Annotated in this window: 16 protein-coding genes; 5 read left to right on the forward strand and 11 right to left on the reverse strand. The window is 58.5% G+C overall.

Features of this window, described 5'->3' with window-relative positions:
* The first annotated feature begins 14 nt into the window (after positions 1–14).
* On the forward strand, positions 15–1,412 hold the full coding sequence (gene fumC, locus KFZ77_RS08555) for a class II fumarate hydratase (protein WP_264385987.1): 1,398 nt from the start codon (positions 15–17) through the stop codon (positions 1,410–1,412).
* On the opposite strand, the gene tus is transcribed toward fumC, so the two are convergent.
* The 6 genes from tus to ydgH form a co-directional block, all read right to left on the reverse strand.
* Entirely contained in the window at positions 1,409–2,338 is a 930-nt protein-coding gene (gene tus, locus KFZ77_RS08560) for a DNA replication terminus site-binding protein (protein ID WP_264385988.1), read from the reverse strand. The two genes, fumC and tus, sit on opposite strands and share 4 nt — an antisense overlap.
* Before the next feature lie 570 nt (positions 2,339–2,908).
* On the reverse strand, positions 2,909–4,189 hold the full coding sequence (rstB, locus tag KFZ77_RS08565; RefSeq protein ID WP_031522540.1) for a two-component system sensor histidine kinase RstB: 1,281 nt from the start codon (positions 4,187–4,189) through the stop codon (positions 2,909–2,911).
* On the reverse strand, positions 4,189–4,908 hold the full coding sequence (rstA, locus tag KFZ77_RS08570) for a two-component system response regulator RstA (RefSeq protein ID WP_264385989.1): 720 nt from the start codon (positions 4,906–4,908) through the stop codon (positions 4,189–4,191). The genes rstB and rstA overlap by 1 nt, the downstream gene beginning before the upstream one ends.
* Positions 4,909–4,983: 75 nt before the next feature.
* Positions 4,984–5,706, reverse strand: a complete 723-nt coding sequence (folM, locus tag KFZ77_RS08575) for a dihydromonapterin reductase (protein ID WP_264385990.1) — start codon at positions 5,704–5,706, stop codon at positions 4,984–4,986.
* Positions 5,707–5,731: 25 nt separating this feature from the next.
* Positions 5,732–7,114: an amino acid permease gene (locus tag KFZ77_RS08580; protein WP_031522546.1), complete on the reverse strand. Its 1,383-nt coding sequence runs from the start codon at positions 7,112–7,114 to the stop codon at positions 5,732–5,734.
* 188 nt (positions 7,115–7,302) lie between these two features.
* Positions 7,303–8,247, reverse strand: coding sequence for a DUF1471 family protein YdgH (gene ydgH, locus KFZ77_RS08585; protein WP_031522548.1), 945 nt, complete (start codon positions 8,245–8,247; stop codon positions 7,303–7,305).
* 522 nt (positions 8,248–8,769) lie between these two features.
* On the opposite strand from ydgH, the gene pntA reads away from it, so the two are divergent.
* The 3 genes from pntA (at position 8,770) to KFZ77_RS08600 (ending at position 12,955) form a co-directional block, all read left to right on the forward strand.
* Entirely contained in the window at positions 8,770–10,299 is a 1,530-nt protein-coding gene (pntA, locus tag KFZ77_RS08590; RefSeq protein ID WP_031522549.1) for a Re/Si-specific NAD(P)(+) transhydrogenase subunit alpha, read from the forward strand.
* A gap of 10 nt (positions 10,300–10,309) precedes the next feature.
* Positions 10,310–11,698 (forward strand): Re/Si-specific NAD(P)(+) transhydrogenase subunit beta, encoded by a 1,389-nt coding sequence (gene pntB, locus KFZ77_RS08595; protein ID WP_264385991.1) that lies wholly within the window; start codon positions 10,310–10,312, stop codon positions 11,696–11,698.
* Positions 11,699–11,833: 135 nt separating this feature from the next.
* Entirely contained in the window at positions 11,834–12,955 is a 1,122-nt protein-coding gene (locus KFZ77_RS08600; protein WP_264385992.1) for a mechanosensitive ion channel family protein, read from the forward strand.
* Positions 12,956–13,085: 130 nt separating this feature from the next.
* Here KFZ77_RS08600 and uspE read toward each other — a convergent pair whose 3' ends face one another.
* From uspE to KFZ77_RS08620, 4 genes are all read right to left on the reverse strand, one after another.
* Entirely contained in the window at positions 13,086–14,036 is a 951-nt protein-coding gene (uspE, locus tag KFZ77_RS08605; RefSeq protein WP_264385993.1) for a universal stress protein UspE, read from the reverse strand.
* Positions 14,037–14,230: 194 nt separating this feature from the next.
* Complete coding sequence (gene fnr / locus KFZ77_RS08610) at positions 14,231–14,983, reverse strand: fumarate/nitrate reduction transcriptional regulator Fnr (RefSeq protein WP_031522553.1); 753 nt, start codon at positions 14,981–14,983, stop codon at positions 14,231–14,233.
* A 176-nt stretch (positions 14,984–15,159) separates the two neighbouring features.
* Positions 15,160–15,675 (reverse strand): methylated-DNA--[protein]-cysteine S-methyltransferase, encoded by a 516-nt coding sequence (gene ogt / locus KFZ77_RS08615; RefSeq protein WP_264385994.1) that lies wholly within the window; start codon positions 15,673–15,675, stop codon positions 15,160–15,162.
* A 263-nt stretch (positions 15,676–15,938) separates the two neighbouring features.
* Positions 15,939–16,166 (reverse strand): hypothetical protein, encoded by a 228-nt coding sequence (locus KFZ77_RS08620; protein WP_264385995.1) that lies wholly within the window; start codon positions 16,164–16,166, stop codon positions 15,939–15,941.
* Between the two features lie 323 nt (positions 16,167–16,489).
* On the opposite strand from KFZ77_RS08620, the gene smrA reads away from it, so the two are divergent.
* Entirely contained in the window at positions 16,490–17,047 is a 558-nt protein-coding gene (gene smrA, locus KFZ77_RS08625; protein ID WP_264385996.1) for a DNA endonuclease SmrA, read from the forward strand.
* A gap of 36 nt (positions 17,048–17,083) precedes the next feature.
* On the opposite strand, the gene umuC is transcribed toward smrA, so the two are convergent.
* Positions 17,084–18,346, reverse strand: a complete 1,263-nt coding sequence (gene umuC / locus KFZ77_RS08630; RefSeq protein WP_264385997.1) for a translesion error-prone DNA polymerase V subunit UmuC — start codon at positions 18,344–18,346, stop codon at positions 17,084–17,086.
* Between the last annotated feature and the right edge of the window lie 54 nt (positions 18,347–18,400).

The following is an 18,400-nucleotide window of genomic DNA, read 5'->3' on the forward strand; positions in this document are numbered from 1 at the left end:
AACAGGAGAACGTCATGGCAACGCATCGCAGTGAAAAAGATTCTATGGGCGCCATCGAGGTGCCGGCCGATAAGCTCTGGGGCGCGCAGACCCAGCGTTCGCTGGAGCATTTTCGTATCTCGACCGAGAAAATGCCGGTCGCGCTGATCCAGGCGCTGGCGCTCACCAAGCGTGCGGCGGCGCAGGTTAATCAGGATTTAAGTTTGCTGGCCCCGGAAAAAGCGCAGGCGATTGTCCAGGCAGCGGATGAAGTGCTGGAGGGCAAACACCCGGACGAGTTTCCGCTCGCCATCTGGCAGACCGGGTCCGGCACCCAGTCCAACATGAACATGAACGAAGTGCTGGCCAACCGCGGCAGCGAGATCCTCGGCGGCGTGCGCGGTATGGAGCGTAAAATCCACCCCAACGACGACGTCAACAAGAGCCAGAGTTCCAACGACGTTTTCCCCACGGCGATGCACGTGGCGGCGGTGATTGCCCTGCGCGAACAGCTTATCCCGCAGCTGAAGGTGCTGAAAAAGACGCTGCATGAGAAATCCCAGGCCTTTGCCGGGATCGTGAAAATTGGCCGCACCCACCTGCAGGATGCCACGCCGCTGACCCTCGGCCAGGAGATCTCCGGCTGGGTGGCGATGCTTGAGCACAACCTGCGCCATATCGAGCAGAGCCTGCCGCACCTCTCTGAACTGGCGCTCGGCGGTACGGCAGTGGGAACGGGGCTGAATACCCATCCGGAATACGCGGTGCGGGTCGCGAAAGCGCTGGCGGATCACACCGGGCAGCCGTTTGTGACCGCCCCGAACAAATTCGAAGCGCTGGCGACCTGCGATGCGCTGGTGCATAGCCACGGCGCGCTGAAAGGGCTGGCGGCCTCGCTGATGAAAATTGCCAACGACGTGCGCTGGCTGGCGTCCGGGCCGCGCTGCGGGATTGGCGAGCTGTCGATCCCGGAAAACGAGCCGGGCAGCTCCATCATGCCGGGTAAAGTCAACCCGACCCAGTGCGAGGCCATGACCATGCTCTGCTGCCAGGTGATGGGCAACGACGTGGCGGTGAATATCGGTGGGGCGTCGGGCAACTTCGAACTGAACGTCTATCGCCCGATGGTGATCCACAACTTCCTGCAGTCGGTGCGCCTGCTGGCGGACGGCATGGAGAGCTTTAACGAGCACTGCGCCATCGGCATTGAGCCGGTGCGCGAGCGCATCGATCAGCTGCTCAACGAATCCCTGATGCTGGTTACCGCGCTCAATACCCACATCGGGTACGACAAAGCGGCGGAGATCGCCAAGAAAGCGCACAAAGAGGGGCTGACGCTGAAGGCCGCCGCACTGAAGCTGGGCTATCTCAGCGAGGCGGAGTTTGAGGAGTGGGTACGGCCGGAGCAGATGGTCGGCAGCATGAACCCTTAACGTGCCAGGTAAAGGTGCAGACGCGGGATCAGCGGCGTCAGCGGCTCCGCCAGTGGTTTATGGCGGTGCTGCACATTATCGGCGTTGTAGTTCAGCAGCTCGCCGAGGTCGGGCACGCTGCTTCCCGGCGCTGGCGGGCAGAGCGCAATAACCGGCGTGGCGCAGGCGTACTGCACCTGTTTCTGATCCTGTGAATACCAGACCCGCGCCACCGGCTGCACCTTCACCGGTCGTTTGATCTTCAGCCGCGCCTGCTCGGGCAGGGCGGCGATATCGTTATACTCCTGCTCAAGATGTATCAGCCACTGCTCACGGGTCCAGGGAGCCTGGGCGCGCGGCGACTTCATGCTTTTCTCCAGCATCGTCAGCACCTCATCGCGGGTGAGATTTTTAATCACGTGCTTGTTGGCCCAGCCGAAACGCAGCGTTGCCGGATTATCCACCACCACCAGCTTGCGGTAGGCGTTCAGCGTAATCAGCCCCGGCAGCTGGCGATGCACCCACTCGAAGCGCTGCGCAGGCGGTAGGCCGCTCTCTTTCGCAATAATCTTTTCCAGCTCGGTCTTCAGCCTGTTTACTTCGCCGATCCGCTGGTGCAGCAGGGCGCGCTCCTCATCGCTCACCGCGTAACATACCGCCCCGGGCAGCCGCAGCGCGGCTTTGCTGCTGCGATTTTCCGACTGCTGCTGGATGAACAGGCGTGTGAAGTGCTTCAGTGCCGCTTCATGGGCCTGTTTACCGATCAGCTGGTTTACCGCGATGGTTTCCAGCGGGTCATGCTCTTCGCCTTTTTTTACCTCGGGCAGCGTGAACACGCGCCCGGTCAGCAGATGGCTGGTGGAGAGCAGCTCGCGCACCCCGGCAAGTTGGCGCTCCAGCTCGCGAAAGGTAGTAGTCAGGCGGTCAATCAAATCGTATTGCGGCATAGCGACACCCATTAGTTACAACATACTTATGTTATAGCACATCCGGCACGTTGCAGGCCACAGTGTTTGCTCGTCCCCGTAGGGTGGGTAAGCTTGCGCACCCACCATTAATACAGAAGCCGAAGCATGGAACGTCCCGAATTAAAGCCACCGTGCCTTGATCCCGTAGGGTGGGTAAGCGCAGCGCACCCACCAAAAATCAAATAACCCACGCCTGAGGGATGGCCCCGTCCGGCATCAAAACCGCCGCGGCGCAGGCGTTGAGTCCGGGCTGGTGGTCGGGAGCCGCCAGAGGGCGCGAGCCCCGGGATGGGGTATCGCGCCCGACCGGAAGCGAAACGCCGGAGGCAAGGGCAGCCCGCAGGGCCGGTTTTGTTGGCCGGGAGCCGGGATGGTGAAGGGGGCGGCGGCGAGCCCCCTTCGCCCGTTCACGTGCAGCGTGTTTGCATGTGAGCGCGGTGCCACAGTGAACGGAACCCTAGCCGAATTCACATAGACATGATGTAAAAACGCGGATGCGCGGTAAACGGTGGGTGCGCTGCGCTTACCCACCCTACAACCCTACCCACCTCAATCCCCATCACCCGGCCAGCTGAAACGAAAACGCGCACCGCCGGCGCGGCTGCTTTCTGCCGTGACCTGGCCCTTCATCGCCACTGCCACCGAGCGCACAATGGCCAATCCGAGTCCGCAGCCGCCGGTGGCGCGGTCGCGGCTTGGGTCGAGGCGTACAAACGGCTCAAACACGCGCTCGCGTTCCGCTGCCGGAATACCCGGCCCGTCGTCCTCTACCGCCAGCACCCACTGCCGCTCATCCTGTTGCAGGGAAACAGACAGCGTCTGCTGGCTGTAGCGCAGAGCGTTATTGATAAGGTTATCCAGCACCCGATCCATCAGGCGTACGTCCACGCTGGCGATGGCTGCCACCGTCGGGAGCGTCAGCAGGATCTCCCGCTCGGGATGGATATAGCGTATCTCTTCAATGCGCTCTTTCAGCCAGTTCGTCAGGTTAATGCGCGACAGCGTCAGCTCCGTCTCCGGGCGGTCGAGGCGGGCGTAGGTCAGCAGTTCGTCAATCAGCCCCTCCAGCTGGCCGATATCGCGGTTCAGTCCGCGCGCCTCGTCGGGGCTGAGGTTGTCGCTCATCGCCAGACGATAGCGCAGGCGCACCAGCGGCGTGCGCAGCTCGTGGGCAATGCCGTCGATCAGCTGCTTCTTGCTGGCGATCAGCGCGTTGATGTTGTCCGCCATCTGGTTGAAGGCAACGCCCATGCGCTCGAAGCTGGAATCCGGCTCAAAATGAATGCGTTCGTCGAGCTTGCCGCTGCCCAGGCGCCGGGCCGCCGACTCCAGCTTCAGCATCTCCTGCCAGTGTGGACGCATCCAGATAAACACCGGAACCGCGAGGGAGAAGGCGATAAAGGCGATCAGCGCGATGTCCAGCAGCCGCATCTGGTGCAGGAAAAACAGATAGGGCACCGGCCCGACGGCCAGCACGTAGTTGCTCTGGGGGATGCGCTGGATAAAGGTGTACTCCTTATCCAGAGCGATAATATCCCCGTCGCGCAGCCGCTTCATGGTCGGGGCGTTGAGCGTAAAGGTATTCAGCGGTTCGATGCGCAGTTTAAACGACAGATTGAGATCCAGCTCGCCGATGGTTTTATTCCAGTCCTTCGGTGGGATCTCGTCCAGCTCGCTGCGCATAAGATAGAGCGAGCTTTTCATCAGGTCGTCCAGCGACTGCCGGCCCGCGCGCTCGGCGGTGAACTTATACACCAGCCCGACCAGCATGGTCATCACCAGGAAACAGGCGAACAGCAGCAGGTAAAACTGCACGAACAGCTTTCTCATCAGGCGTCGTCCCAGGCGTGGGGGGCAAACAGATAACCTTTATTGCGCACGGTTTTGATGCGGTACGGCTCGGTGGCGCTGTCATTAAGCTTTTTACGCAGCCGGGATATCGCCACGTCCACGCTGCGATCGAGGCCGTCGTAGCTCACGCCGCGCAGGTTTTTCAGCAGCGCATCGCGATCCATAATCAGCCCGGCGTGGGTTGCCAGCTCCCACAGCAAATCAAAATCAGCCGTGGAAAGACTGACCTGCGTGCGGCCGAGCGTCACCTGGCGGTTTAGCGGGTCGATGCACAGCGTGCCAAACTGCAGGGCTTTGTGCGGGCGCAGCGTCGTGGTGGCAGGCTCAGAGGGCGGGCTCTGATGCTGGCGCAGGTGCAGACGCAGGCGCGCCAGCAGCACCGGCGGCGGGGTGGTTTTCAGAATGTAATCATTGGCACCCATCTCCAGCGCCAGGATATGGTTCATGTCACTGTCCAGCGAGGTCAGCAGCACAATCGGGCCGTGCCACTGCGGACGCAGATCGCGGCACAGCGTCATGCCATCTTTACCCGGCAGCATAATGTCCAGCAGCACCAGGTCCGGCTGTTCGCGCGCGATGGTGGCTTCTGCCAGATCGCCCCGGTTTTCAATAATGACATCAATGTCATGCTTACCCAGCCAGGCGGCGATCAGCGACCCGACCTCCGGATCATCTTCGACAAAAACTATCTTGCTCATCGTGCATAGCGCTCACGAAAAAAATCCAGGATACACGGCCCTGGATTTGAATACTATCAATCGTGGTTAAACGGATCAGCGAAGGGGTCTGCCGCCGTCTACCGCAAAAGAGCGGCCCGTAACGAAACAGCTGGTGAGCAGATAATCCACCAGATCGATAATCTCTTTTTCGCCCGGTGCGGTTTTCATCAGGGATTTGCTGAGCGCCTTCTGGCGGTACTCCGCATCGTCGCCCTCATTGAACAGGATCAGCGACGGCGCGATGGCATTGACCTTTACTTCCGGTGCCATCTTCTTCGCGAACGAACGCGTCATGTTATCCAGCGCCGCCTTACTCGCCGCGTAGGCGATGTGCTTATCGCTGCCGCGCTCCACCACGTAGTCGGTGAAGTGGATGATATCTGCGGCAGCATGGCCCTGACCGCGCAGCAGCGGCTCAAAGGCGGTGTTGAGCAGGTAGGGGGCGTGAACGTGGATCTGCAGCATGGCGCTCAGCACCTCAGCCGGCTTATGCGCCGGGGACTCCGACATCCAGGCACTGGCGTTGTGCAGCACCGCGCGCAGGCTGGTGGTGCGGCGCTTTACCTCCTCGGCGAAGGCGAGAATGCCGTCATCGGTGCAGAAGTCGGCTTCGATACAGATGCCGCCAGCCTCTTCGATAACGTCGATCGCCGGGTAGCGCGTGCGGTAGCTGACGATGACCGACTGGTGCTGGGCAAGAAAATGGTGCGCCAGCGCAAGACCGATGCGACGGCCTCCACCGGTAATCAGTATCGGGCGGTCAGGACTCTTTCCCATCGGTCACTCCTCGTTATTCAGGGGATCAGCGCATCAGCATCCATGTTGCCGGCAGGGCCGCAATCAGCAGCACTACCATCGCGGCTTTCTCCCGCAGGTTAAGCTGAACGTTATCGCTATGGGTACGGCGGGCGTACATAAACACCAGCAGGCCCGGGGCATACAGGACCACCGAGAGCAGCAGGTGCATCGGGCCTGAGGCATATAATAACCATAAGCCATAAATGCACGCGCCGATACCAACGAACTGATGCAGCGGTTTTTTCGCGATTTTAAGCAGATATGCGCCCACCAGGAAGTAGGGCACGAGGATCATTTCTGAGGCGATGGTCAGCAGGGTGTTGTAGTCCGACCCGGTGAGCCAGATCAGCACCAGGCAGATCTGCACGCTGATGTTGGTCAGCCACAGCGAGGCAGACGGCGCGTTGCGCGCGTTCTGACGGGCAAAACGCTTTGGAAAGGCTTTGTGGGTCGCGGCCAGCAGCGGCACTTCCGCTGCCATAATGGTCCAGCTCAGGTACGCCCCGCACACCGAGACGATAAGCCCGACGGCGATGACTACTTCGCCCCATTTGCCCATCATATCCACCATCAGACCGGCCATCGACGGGTTACGCATCTGCGCCAGCTCCGGGCGAGCGACGACGCCCAGCGACAGCAGCGTCACCAGCAGATAGACCACCAGCGCGGCCAGCACCGCCAGCAGGGTGGCACGGCCCACGTCGGCGCGGTTACGGGCGCGGGCGGAAACCACCACCGCGCCTTCCACACCGATGAACACCCACAGGGTGATCAGCATGGTGTTTTTCACCTGCTCCCACACCGGCACGCCGAGCGATACGCCGGTGAAATCGAGGGCGAAGACGTCCATCTTAAACGCCATCACCGCCAGCACCACAAACAACCCGAGGGGCAGCAGCTTCGCCATTGTGGCGGCAAGGTTAATGCTCGCCGCGGTCTGCACACCGCGCAGCACCAGCCAGTGCACGACCCACAGCAGCACCGACGCGCCAACGATGGACTGCCAGGTATTGCCGTCGCCAAACAGGCGCAGCTCCGGGGTATCGGTAAAGAAACTCAGGGCGGAGAAAACAATCACCAGATAAGAGACGTTGGCGATGACGGCACACAGCCAGTAACCCCAGGCCGAGCAGAAGCCCATCAGCTCGCCGAAGCCTTCGCGCGCGTAGGTGAAGATACCGCCATCCAGGTCTGGACGCAGACGCGAGAGGATCAGCATGGCCACCGCCAGCATCAGGATACCAACGCCGGTGATCGCCCAGCCAATCAGCAGCGCCGCCGGGCTTGCCACCGCCGCCATGTTCTGCGGCAGGCTGAACACCCCGGCCCCCAGCATTGAGCTAAGCACCAGCGCAGTCAGTGCCGCCAGACCCAGTTTCTTATCCATAGTTATCCTGTCAGTAAAGAGAGATGATCCAGAATAATTATTACGTCATAACGCATAAAAATGGCGGATCGCACTAAGGCGCGGGATTTTACGCAGTGGGTGATGCGCTTGCAATGAGATGTGCAGCAAATAATAGCAAAAGACAAAAAAGGCAGCCCGCAGGCTGCCTTATGCTGTAACGGCGAGGCTTATTTGAACAGGTCGGCGCTGATGGTCATGTTGCCACCGCGCTCCTGCCACTGGCGGGTAACGTGGTAGTACTTCGCGCCTTTCTTCGCAGCACGCTTCGCCACCTGGTAGGAGACGTCGGTCATGCTGTGGTAGTTACCGGTGAACTTCACGCTGTCAAACGGTACCATCTGCGCAGCAGTGACTTTATTCACTTCCTGAATCTCAGTGCCGTCCGGCAGGGTGACAGTGTAACGCCCGCCTTTAGAGGACTGGGTTTCGAAGAAACGGCCTACTTCGGTCGACGGGGACGAAGTGGTTGCCACGCCCGGGATCTCAACTTTCTTCGCTTCTTCACCGCCTTTTGCCAGCGCGGCGCGGCCGGCATCGGAGTCGGCCGGAATCGCATCCGGGCTCTGCAGTACGCGTTTCTTCGCATCCGCTTTATAGATGAACGCGGTGATCAGCTGGTTGCCGCCCTGGTTGGCATCAACCTGACGTACGATGTAGAACGCGTGCGCGCCTTTGTTTTTCGCCTGTTTGGTGATGGCGTCATTCACTTCCGGCTGGCTACGGAAGAAGCCTTTTACGGTAACGGTATCGTAAGGCTCCAGCGCAAACGCCTGGTCTTTCGGCAGCTCAACCACGCCGTTGATCACGCGATTCTCCGGCGCATCGGCTTTCGGTGCGTCTTCGCGATAGACATCGGCCACTACGCGCCAGTTGCCGCTGTTGCCGGTGTCGTTAGTATCCAGAATATAGAAAGAGGCGGCGCCCATTGAATCTGCACGACGGGAAACCGCAGTGGCTGCTTCGTTGATGGCATTAAAACGCCCGGTGATCGTAATACGATCGTAAGGTTTCAGAGCGGCGGCCTGGTCCGGTGTTAATTCTGTCGCGGCATGAGCGGACAGCGTGGTTGCAGCAATTACTGCGGACGCCAGAAGGGTGTTCTTGATCTTCATAAAAAATAATCCTTCGCCTTGCGCAAACCAGATACTGGTGTTGTGTATATGAATAAATCGTTAGCGCCCGATTATGGCATTGTTCAGCCAGCACTGTCTGCGTCATTTTTCACATGCTGTGCCGCGGTCTGATCAAAACCCATAACCTTTGGTAATAGGTGCGTGAAATGGGCCGTTGACCGGTTAAAACGATAAAGCTTATGAGTTTTTACGTTAAAGTATTGTTAAACAACAGGCGAAGCACCGCGCAGAATCATGTTTTCCCGCTCCGCTTAAGCGGATTATCGGCCTTCCGGGGTTAAATTCCGGTAAAAAAACCTGTCAGCGCCGGTGGACGCTACACTTTCACAGATAAAACCATAATTTCCTGACGCCAGATGTGGATCACAGGCGCTAATTTCAGTAGGTTATAGAAAGTTTGTTACAGCTTCTTTTCTCTGGTTCTGTATCCGGCGCGGCTTTTTTCGCCGCTACAGCGCCTGTCTGACAAACCATCAATCGAAACCGATGGAAGGGAATACTATGCGTATTGGGGTACCGAAAGAGGGGTTAGCCAATGAAACCCGCGTGGCTGCGACGCCAAAAACCGTCGAACAGCTGCTGAAACTGGGTTTCACCGTTGCGGTAGAGCGCGACGCCGGCAAACTGGCGAGTTTTGATGATGCCGCGTTCCTCGCTGCCGGGGCGCTGGTCGAACCGGCAAGCGACGTCTGGGCATCCGACATTATTCTGAAGGTGAACGCGCCGCTGGAGCAGGAAATTGACCTGCTGCGTCCGGGCACCACGCTGGTGAGTTTCATCTGGCCGGCACAGAACCCTGAGCTGCTGGAGAAACTGGCCGCGCGCGATATTACCGTGATGGCGATGGACTCGGTGCCGCGTATCTCCCGCGCCCAGTCGCTCGACGCGCTCAGCTCGATGGCGAACATTGCCGGCTACCGCGCTATCGTTGAGGCCGCCAACCAGTTTGGTCGCTTCTTCACCGGGCAGATCACCGCCGCCGGGAAAGTACCGCCGGCCAAAGTGATGGTGATCGGTGCCGGGGTGGCGGGTCTGGCTGCTATCGGCGCCGCTTCAAGCCTGGGTGCCATCGTGCGCGCCTTCGATACCCGTCCTGAAGTGAAGGACCAGGTTAAAAGCATGGGCGGCGAATTCCTTGAGCTGGATTTCGAAGAGGAAGCCGGCAGCGGCGACGGCTATGCCAAAGTGATGTCCGAGGCCTTCATCAAAGCGGAAATGGCGCTGTTTGCCGCCCAGGCAAAAGAGGTGGACATCATCGTTACCACCGCGCTCATTCCGGGCAAGCCTGCGCCGAAACTCATCACCCGTGACATGGTTGACAGCATGACGCCGGGCAGCGTGGTGGTGGATCTTGCCGCTCAGAACGGCGGCAACTGCGAATACACCGTCCCGGGGGAAATCTTTACCACCCCGAACGGCGTGAAGGTGATTGGCTATACCGATCTGGCGGGCCGCCTGCCGACCCAGTCTTCCCAGCTCTACGGCACCAACCTCGTTAACCTGCTGAAGCTGCTGTGTAAAGAGAAAGACGGCAATCTGACCGTGGACTTCGAGGATGTAGTAGTACGTGGCGTAACCGTCATCCGTGACGGCGAAATCACCTGGCCGGCACCGCCGATTCAGGTCTCCGCCCAGCCACAGGCCGCACCGAAAGTAGACACCGCGCCCAAAGCGCCGGAAGTGCCTGCCTCTCCGTGGCGTAAATACGCGTTGATGGCGCTGGCAATCATCTTGTTCGGCTGGCTGGCAGACGTTGCACCGCCGTCGTTCCTTGGCCACTTCACCGTCTTTGCGCTCTCCTGCGTGGTGGGTTACTACGTGGTGTGGAACGTCTCCCACGCTCTGCATACGCCGCTGATGTCGGTGACCAATGCCATCTCCGGCATCATCGTGGTCGGCGCGCTGCTGCAAATTGGCGACGGCGGCTGGGTCAGCTTCTTCAGCTTTATTGCGGTGCTCATTGCAAGCATCAATATCTTTGGTGGTTTCACCGTTACTCAGCGCATGCTGAAAATGTTCCGGAAAAATTAAGGGGTAACACATGTCTGGAGGATTAGTTACAGCTGCATACATTGTTGCCGCGATCCTGTTTATTTTCAGCCTTGCCGGGTTATCAAAGCATGAAACCTCGCAGCAGGGTAACCGCTTCGGTATTGCCGGGATGGCGATTGCGCTGCTGGCGACCATTTTTGGCCCGGACACCGGCAACGTGGTGTGGATCATCGTAGCAATGGTGATCGGGGGTGCTATCGGTATGCACCTGGCGAAAAAAGTTGAAATGACCGAGATGCCGGAGCTGGTGGCGATCCTGCACAGCTTTGTCGGTCTGGCGGCGGTGCTGGTGGGCTTTAACAGCTATCTGCATCACGACGCCGGCCTCGACCCGGTGCTGGTCAATATTCACCTTACCGAAGTGTTCCTCGGCATCTTCATCGGCGCGGTGACCTTCACCGGCTCGGTGGTGGCGTTTGGTAAGCTGCGCGGCAAAATTTCATCAAAGCCGCTGATGCTGCCGAACCGTCACAAGCTGAACCTCGCGGCGCTGGTGGTCTCCTTCCTGCTGCTGGTGACCTTCGTGCGTGCCGAGAGCGTCGGCCTTCAGGTGCTGGCGCTGCTGCTGATGACCATCATCGCGCTGGCGTTTGGCTGGCACCTGGTGGCTTCCATCGGCGGAGCGGACATGCCGGTGGTGGTATCGATGCTCAACTCCTACTCCGGCTGGGCGGCGGCGGCGGCGGGCTTTATGCTCAGCAACGACCTGCTGATCGTTACCGGTGCGCTGGTGGGTTCGTCGGGCGCCATCCTCTCGTACATCATGTGTAAGGCGATGAACCGTTCGTTCTTCAGCGTGATTGCCGGGGGCTTTGGCACCGACGGACAGACCGGCAGCGACAGCGAAGAAGCCGGTGAGCACCGCGAAATCAGCGCCGTGGAAACCGCGGAAATGCTTAAAAACTCCAGCTCGGTGATCATCACCCCGGGCTACGGCATGGCGGTGGCGCAGGCCCAGTATCCGGTGGCGGAAATCACCGAGAAGCTGCGCGCCCGTGGCGTGAAAGTCCGTTTTGGTATTCACCCGGTAGCCGGGCGTCTGCCGGGCCACATGAACGTGCTGCTGGCCGAAGCGAAAGTGCCTTATGACATCGTACTGGAAATGGACGAGATCAACGACGACTTCGCCGATACCGACACCGTGCTGGTGATCGGGGCCAACGATACCGTTAACCCGGCCGCGCAGGACGATCCGAAAAGCCCTATCGCCGGGATGCCGGTGCTGGAGGTCTGGAAAGCGCAGAACGTGGTGGTGTTTAAACGCTCCATGAACACCGGTTACGCCGGGGTGCAGAACCCGCTGTTCTTCAAAGAGAACACCCAGATGCTGTTTGGCGACGCTAAAGCCAGCGTGGACGACATCCTGAAAGCGCTCTGATTGCGCACTCCCCTAACCGCTCTCCGGAGCGGTTTTTTTATGCCCGCTGCCGGGCTTATCCGATTCTTGCCGCTATCGCCAACGCTTCTCGTCAGCTGTCTATACTGTTACTTCGCTGTAAAAAGAGGAGGAGTCATGGATTTTCTGGAACGGTTCAATTTTGTGTCGCTGTTGATGGCACCTTCATTCTGGATTGGCGTTGCCACGGTGGTGGTGGTGACGCTGGTGGTGTACTGGCTGCTTAACCGCCTGCTGGCCGTGCTGCATAAGGGCGTTCAGAACTGGCGCGGCAACCATCAGGAGGCAAATCACAGGCTGCGCGTGATCCTGTTCGATATGCTCAATCGCACCAGCAAGGTGCTGCTCTTCATCGCCGCCTTCCTGTTCAGTCTGCGCTTTGTGGCGCTCCCGGATCGCCTGTTCGGCACTATCTCTCACGCCTGGTTCCTGGTACTGGCGGTGCAGGTGGCGCTGTGGCTCGATCAGGGCGTGCAGTCCTGGCTGCGTCATCTGCTTTATGCGCCAGGCAGCAATAAAAATCCGGTAACGCTGGTGATAGTCGGTATGCTGCTGCGTGCCCTGGTGTGGTCGATCATGCTGCTGTCGATTCTGGCAAATGCCGGGGTGGACATCACCGCGCTGATTGCCAGCCTGGGGGTAGGGGGTATCGCGATCGCGCTGGCGGTGCAGACCATCCTCAGCGACGTGTTTGCCTCGCTGTCGATTGGTTTCGATAAGCCATTTGAGATCGGTGACTTCGTGGTATTTGGTGATGTCGCGGGTACCATTGAGCATATCGGGCTGAAAACCACCCGCATCCGCAGCCTGAGCGGGGAGCAGATCGTCTGCGCCAACGCCATTCTGCTGCAGCAGACCATACACAACTACAAACGCATGCAGACCCGCCGTATCGTCTTCTCATTCGGCGTTGCCTACTCAACCCCGCCGGAGAAGCTGCGTCTGATTGGTGAGCTGGTGAAAAACATCATTACCGACGTCGGCGAAACCAAATTCGACCGCGCCCACTTCCAGGCTTTCAGCCAGGATCGTCTGACCTATGAAGTGGTGCATATCGTTGATACCGCAGACTACAACCGGTACATGGATATTCAGCAGGAGATCAATATCCGCATCATCGAAGCGCTGGCCGAGCATGACGTGGAGCTGGCACTGCCGAGCCTGATCGTCAAGGCACCGTTCGCGAGCGGCCCTGGCGAGGATGCGCCTCAGCATCAGGCACCGCCGACGCTGAACTGATGTCCCGCAGGAAAAAAAAGCCCACCGTCTGGTCCAGAGGTGGGTGCGCTACGCTTACCCACCCTACGTGTTGAGTTTTCCGCAGGCAAAAAAAAGCCCACCGTCTGGTGGGCTTTTTCATGATGAGGGCTTAATCGTCCTCGTCATCATCCATTTCAACCGGGGTCTGGTAGTCGTCCGGCTTAATCACCAGCAGGTCGCAGCGCAGATGATCGATCACCTGCTCGGCGGTGTTACCGAGGAAGGCAGCAGAGATACCGGTGCGTCCGACGGTGCCCAGCACCACAATCCCGGCCTGTAAATGCTCCGCCAGATTCGGGATCACCTCTTCCGGCAGGCCTTTTTCGACGTGGGTAAATTTCTCATCAATGCCGAAACGCTGGCGCAGCGCTTTCATCGCCAGCAGGTGCTGCCCGCGAATCGCATCGTTATAGACGCTGGGGTCGAAGTCCGGCAGTTCGATGGCGATATTGATCGGCGTTACCGGATACGCGCCAACCAGCCGCACTTCGGTATGGTTGACGTCTTCCGCCAGCTGTTGCGTCTCTTTGATCAGCTTTTCATTGAGCGCGTTATGGTACGGCTCTTCGCTGGCAAGGTTCACCGCCACGACCGCTTTACCGCCTTCCGGCCACGGCTGATCTTTTACCATCCACACCGGGCAGGGGCATTTGCGCAGCAGATGCCAGTCGGTGGGGGTGAAGATGACGGATTCCAGCCGGTCGTGCTGGTGGGCCATCTTCAGCAGCAGATCGTGTCCGCCGCTGATCACTTCCTGGATGATGGCTTCGAACGGACGGTTATGCCACACCACTTTGATCTCAATCGGCACGCCCGCTTCCAGGTAGTACTGGGCCTGCTCGCGTATCCAGGCGGTACGCTGGCTGATCACGCCCTGACGCATGGCGGTCCGCTCGTCCGGAGACAAGAGGGTGGTCATTTCGTAAGAGAAGTCATAGATAGGCAGGAAAGCTTTGATCCGGCCACCAATCCGTTGATGCAGGTAAACTGCGCGCCGTAACGCTGGCTGATCGTCCTGGTTCGGATCGATGGCCACCAGCATGTTTTGATACTTTGCCATACAGGGTCTCCTTACAACCGCTAACCACTTATTCCCGCTATTTATCACGTTCCAGCCGTTACGCTGAAGCCTGAACGATGTCGGGCAGAGTTAAGGTTAAGAGTAACCCATAAGGATTGAATGAAACAGGTGAGAACCCTTTGCCGGATCAATAAATCGGGAAAATCTGGCGATCCGGCAAAAGGTGAGGAAAATCAGGCGACGCTACGGGATTGCCCGGCAAGCTGGGAGAGAATTTCGCTGTTCTCAATGGTGATGTATTTGCCTTTCACCGCCAGCATGCCGCTTTTCTGGAAGCGACCCAGCAGACGGCTGATGGTTTCCACCGTCAGGCCCAGATAGTTACCGATATCGCCGCGGGTCATGGTCAGGCGGAACTCACGCGGGGAAAAACCGCGCTGCGCGAAACGGCGCGACAGGTTATAGATAAAGGCCGCCAGACGCTCCTCAGCGTTTTTCTTGGAGAGCAGCAGGATCATATCCTGATCGCCTTTGATTTCACCGCTCATCAGACGCATCATCTGCTGGCGCAGGTTTGGCATTTTGCCGGAGAGATCGTCCAGCGTCTCAAACGGGATCTCGCACACCATTGAGGTTTCCAGCGCCTGGGCAAAGCTTGGGTGATGCGCGGTGCCGATGGCGTCAAAGCCAACCAGGTCGCCCGCCAGATGAAAACCGGTGATCTGCTCATCACCCTGTTCGGTGATGGTGTAGCTTTTGATGGTGCCGGAACGAATAGCGTACAGCGATTTCAGCTCATCACCGGCTTTAAACAGCGTCTGCCCCTTCTGAATAGGTTTTTTACGCTCAATGATATTATCGAGCTGGTCCAGCTCGTGCTCATTCAGGGTAAAAGGGATGCATAGCTGGCTGATGCTGCAATCCTGGCAATGGATGGCACAACCGCCAGACTGAATTCGTTTAATAATTCGTTTTTCCGGGATCATAGGCTCGCTCAGACCGTATAATTGATGTTGGTCAATTTTAACATCATTTTCTCTTACAGGTAAGCCCGCATAAACAGCAATTTCGGAATATCGAAATAAAACCTTCCCGCAGACAAAATTGTTCAGCCACCGTGTTATTAACGCAGCGCTATATTGTGACTAATGTTAATAGCCGGTTATATAAGTAAATAACCTTCATGGCGTAATAACCACTCTTTACGCTGTACGCCACCGGCATAGCCGGTCATCGTGCCGTTACGGCCAATTACCCGATGGCAGGGTACGACGATACTCACCGGGTTCGAGCCGTTCGCCGCACCTACAGCCCGTGCAGCGCCAGCGCGCCCGAGCTGCTCCGCCAGCTGGCCGTAATGCATCACCTGCCCGCAGGGGATGGTGCGCAATATTGCCCATACCTCACGCTGAAAAGGCGTCCCGCCCGTGGCGGTCGGCAGGGTGGTGATAATATCGAGATCGCCCTCAAAATAATGGCGCAGTTTATCGCTCAGCCCGCCGGGATTATGCGCCGCGATGCGCTGGTAGCCGCCGGTGCGATAATGAATATTCAGCAGCTGTACCATACGATCGCTGTGCTCCTCCCACTCGACGGCGCGCAGCTGATACTGCTCGTCGCAGATAACCCACAGCGGGCCAAGCGGGGTGGCGATCTTATCTTCCAGAAGCGTCAGCATGTTTGCTCTCCGCGGATGCAAATCAGGGTGGCGTAACATAGCATGCCGGTTCGCCGTGCTGCCAGCGCGGCGGTGATTTTACCGGAATAAATTCCAGCTGGCAGCGGTTATTTCATTATTATTTCTGGCGTGGCGTTGATGTCAAATTTAATTACCTGTGGCCGCTGCGATTTATTAAGGTAAATAAAGGCTGGTGGCAGTGAAATAGAGCGGATGGTTAATATGCTCTGAGTGATAATGCAAAGCGGCAACGATTGCTGTTTTTATTTTTGTAAAAATGAAAGCCGCTGTTGTTTTTCTTCTGGCGCAACATCTTCTGCGGGGGTAGGTGAAAAATAAATTGCGCTACGCTGCCTCAAAAAAATAGCGATCAAGGTTGCTTGCCCGGTACGGTTAATTATCCTCAGGGCCGTGCGGCGCGGGTTAAGGCTGAAAAAAAACAGAGCCTGCCGACATCCGTCAGGCTCCGCAGTGCACAGCATTGCCTCCACAATATTCCCCGGCTTTATTCCTCTCAATGCCGGGGTTATTTATTTATAGCGATTTTTCAGCGCGGCGTGAGCGACGTTTAGTGATGTGTTTCACGTATCCTTAACGTAAATTTTCGGGTGCTATTTCATCTCTGTATGAATATTTTACCGTTACTAAATAGTCCGGCGTGCTTTTAATATCGCCACGGTCAGTGCGGGTAAATAACCCTGAAATCAGCAGGGAAGTGGTGCGCCTGTCACGCCTTTTGCGCTATCTCACCATTGAGACTGTGTCTTTATACAGTTATAGTGTGCCGGTCATGCAGTACCCCGGAGGATTGACCATGAACTCTGATGATAAAGCGCTGTTTCTCGACGCCATGGAGGATGTCAAACCCCTGAAGCAGGCCACGCAGTGGCTTAAGCCCGCGGCTCCGCGCCCGCGTCACCAGCTCGATACGCTGCAGCTGGACAACTTCCTCACCACCGGTTTTCTGGAGATCGTGCCGCTTGCCGAGCCGCTGACCTTCAAACGCGAAGGGTTACAGAATGGCGTGCTGGAGAAGCTGCGCCAGGGCAAGTATGACCAGCAGGCGAGCCTGAATCTGCTGCGTCAGCCGGTGGAGCAGTGCCGCCAGCAGCTGTTTGCCTTTATTCACAGCGCCAGTGAGCAGGGGTTGCGCAATCTGCTGATCGTTCACGGCAAAGGCCGCGATGATAATTCCCATGCCAATATCGTGCGCAGCTATCTGGCGCGCTGGCTCACCGAGTTTGAACAGGTGCAGGCGTTCTGCAGCGCCTTACCCCATCACGGCGGGAACGGTGCCTGCTACGTAGCGCTGAAAAAATCCGCTGCCGCGAAACTCGATACCTGGGAGCGGCACGCCAAGCGCAGCCGTTAGAATGGTAGCCAGGCGCAGCCGGCAGGGCGGCGCGCCTTACCAGTCCGCCCGGGCCACCGGCACGTCGCCAAGCCGGGTGGTCCAGGCCGGCGACAGTAAATTACGCTTCATCCCCCACGTCTGCTGCATCCCCTGGCCCGCAAACCACAGCGTCTGGCCGTTTTTCTGGTTCATCTCATCCATCAGGTGCATCAGCACATCGCCGTTCGCCCGCGGCTGGCGCTCATCGAACAGATTAAGCTGGGCCACGCCCTGGCTGAAGAAGTCGCCCAGCATCACCCCGGCTTTTTGATAGCGCAGCCCGTCGCGCCACACCCTCTCCAGGCAGTGGGTCGCGGCGGCGATGATGTCGCGGGTATCCTGCGTCGGGGTGGTGAGGGCGATCCCGGCCCGCTGGCTGTAGTAGGGTTCGTCCGGATCGTGCGGACTGTTTTTCAGAAAGGTGGAGACGTAGCGGCAATACTGGTGCTCAGCGCGCAGCTTCTGCGCCGCCCGCGCCGCCCAGGTGCAGATGGCTTCCCGCACCGCGCCGTAGTCGCTGACGCGCTCGCCAAACGAGCGCGAGCTGATGATCTCCTGTTTCGCGGGCGCAAACTCTTCAAACGCGAGACATGGCTCGCCGCGCAGCTCGCGCACCGTGCGCTCCAGCACCACGTTAAAATTCTTACGGATAAACCACAGGTCGCTTTGCGCCAGCTGCAGGGCATTAGTGATGCCCATTGCGTTAAGCTTTTTCGACAGGCGTCGCCCGACGCCCCAGACCGAATCCACTGGCACCAGCTGCATCAGCCGCCGCTGGCGCGCCGGATCGGAAAGGTCCACCACGCCGCCGGTTTTTGACCATTTTTTTGCCGCATGGTTAGCCAGCTTGGCGAGGGTTTTGGTGGGCGCGATGCCGACGCCAACGGTCAGCATGGTGTGCTGAAAGATGCGCTCGCGAATGGTGCGCCCGAATGCCTCCAGCTCCCGGATGCCGGTGAGATCGGCAAACGCCTCGTCGATACTGTAGATCTCCACCTGCGGGCAGAGCTGCTCCAGGGTGTCCATTACCCGCTGGCTCATATCGCCATACAGCGCGTAGTTGCTGCTGAATACCGCGACCCCGTGCCGCTCCAGCATCGCCTTCTGCTTAAAGTACGGCTCTGCCATGGTGATCCCCAGCGCCTTCGCCTCAGCAGAGCGGGAGATAATGCAGCCGTCGTTATTCGACAGCACCACTACCGGCTTGCCAAGCAGGTCAGGGCGCCACGCGGTTTCGCAGCTGGTATAGAACGAATTGACATCAATAAGCGCAAGCATGGTCAGTTTCTTATTTTACTGTGTTTATATACAGTATCGTTGCTCTGCGCCGGG

It is taken from the genome of Siccibacter colletis, assembly GCF_025914095.1.
GTDB lineage: Bacteria > Pseudomonadota > Gammaproteobacteria > Enterobacterales > Enterobacteriaceae > Siccibacter > Siccibacter colletis.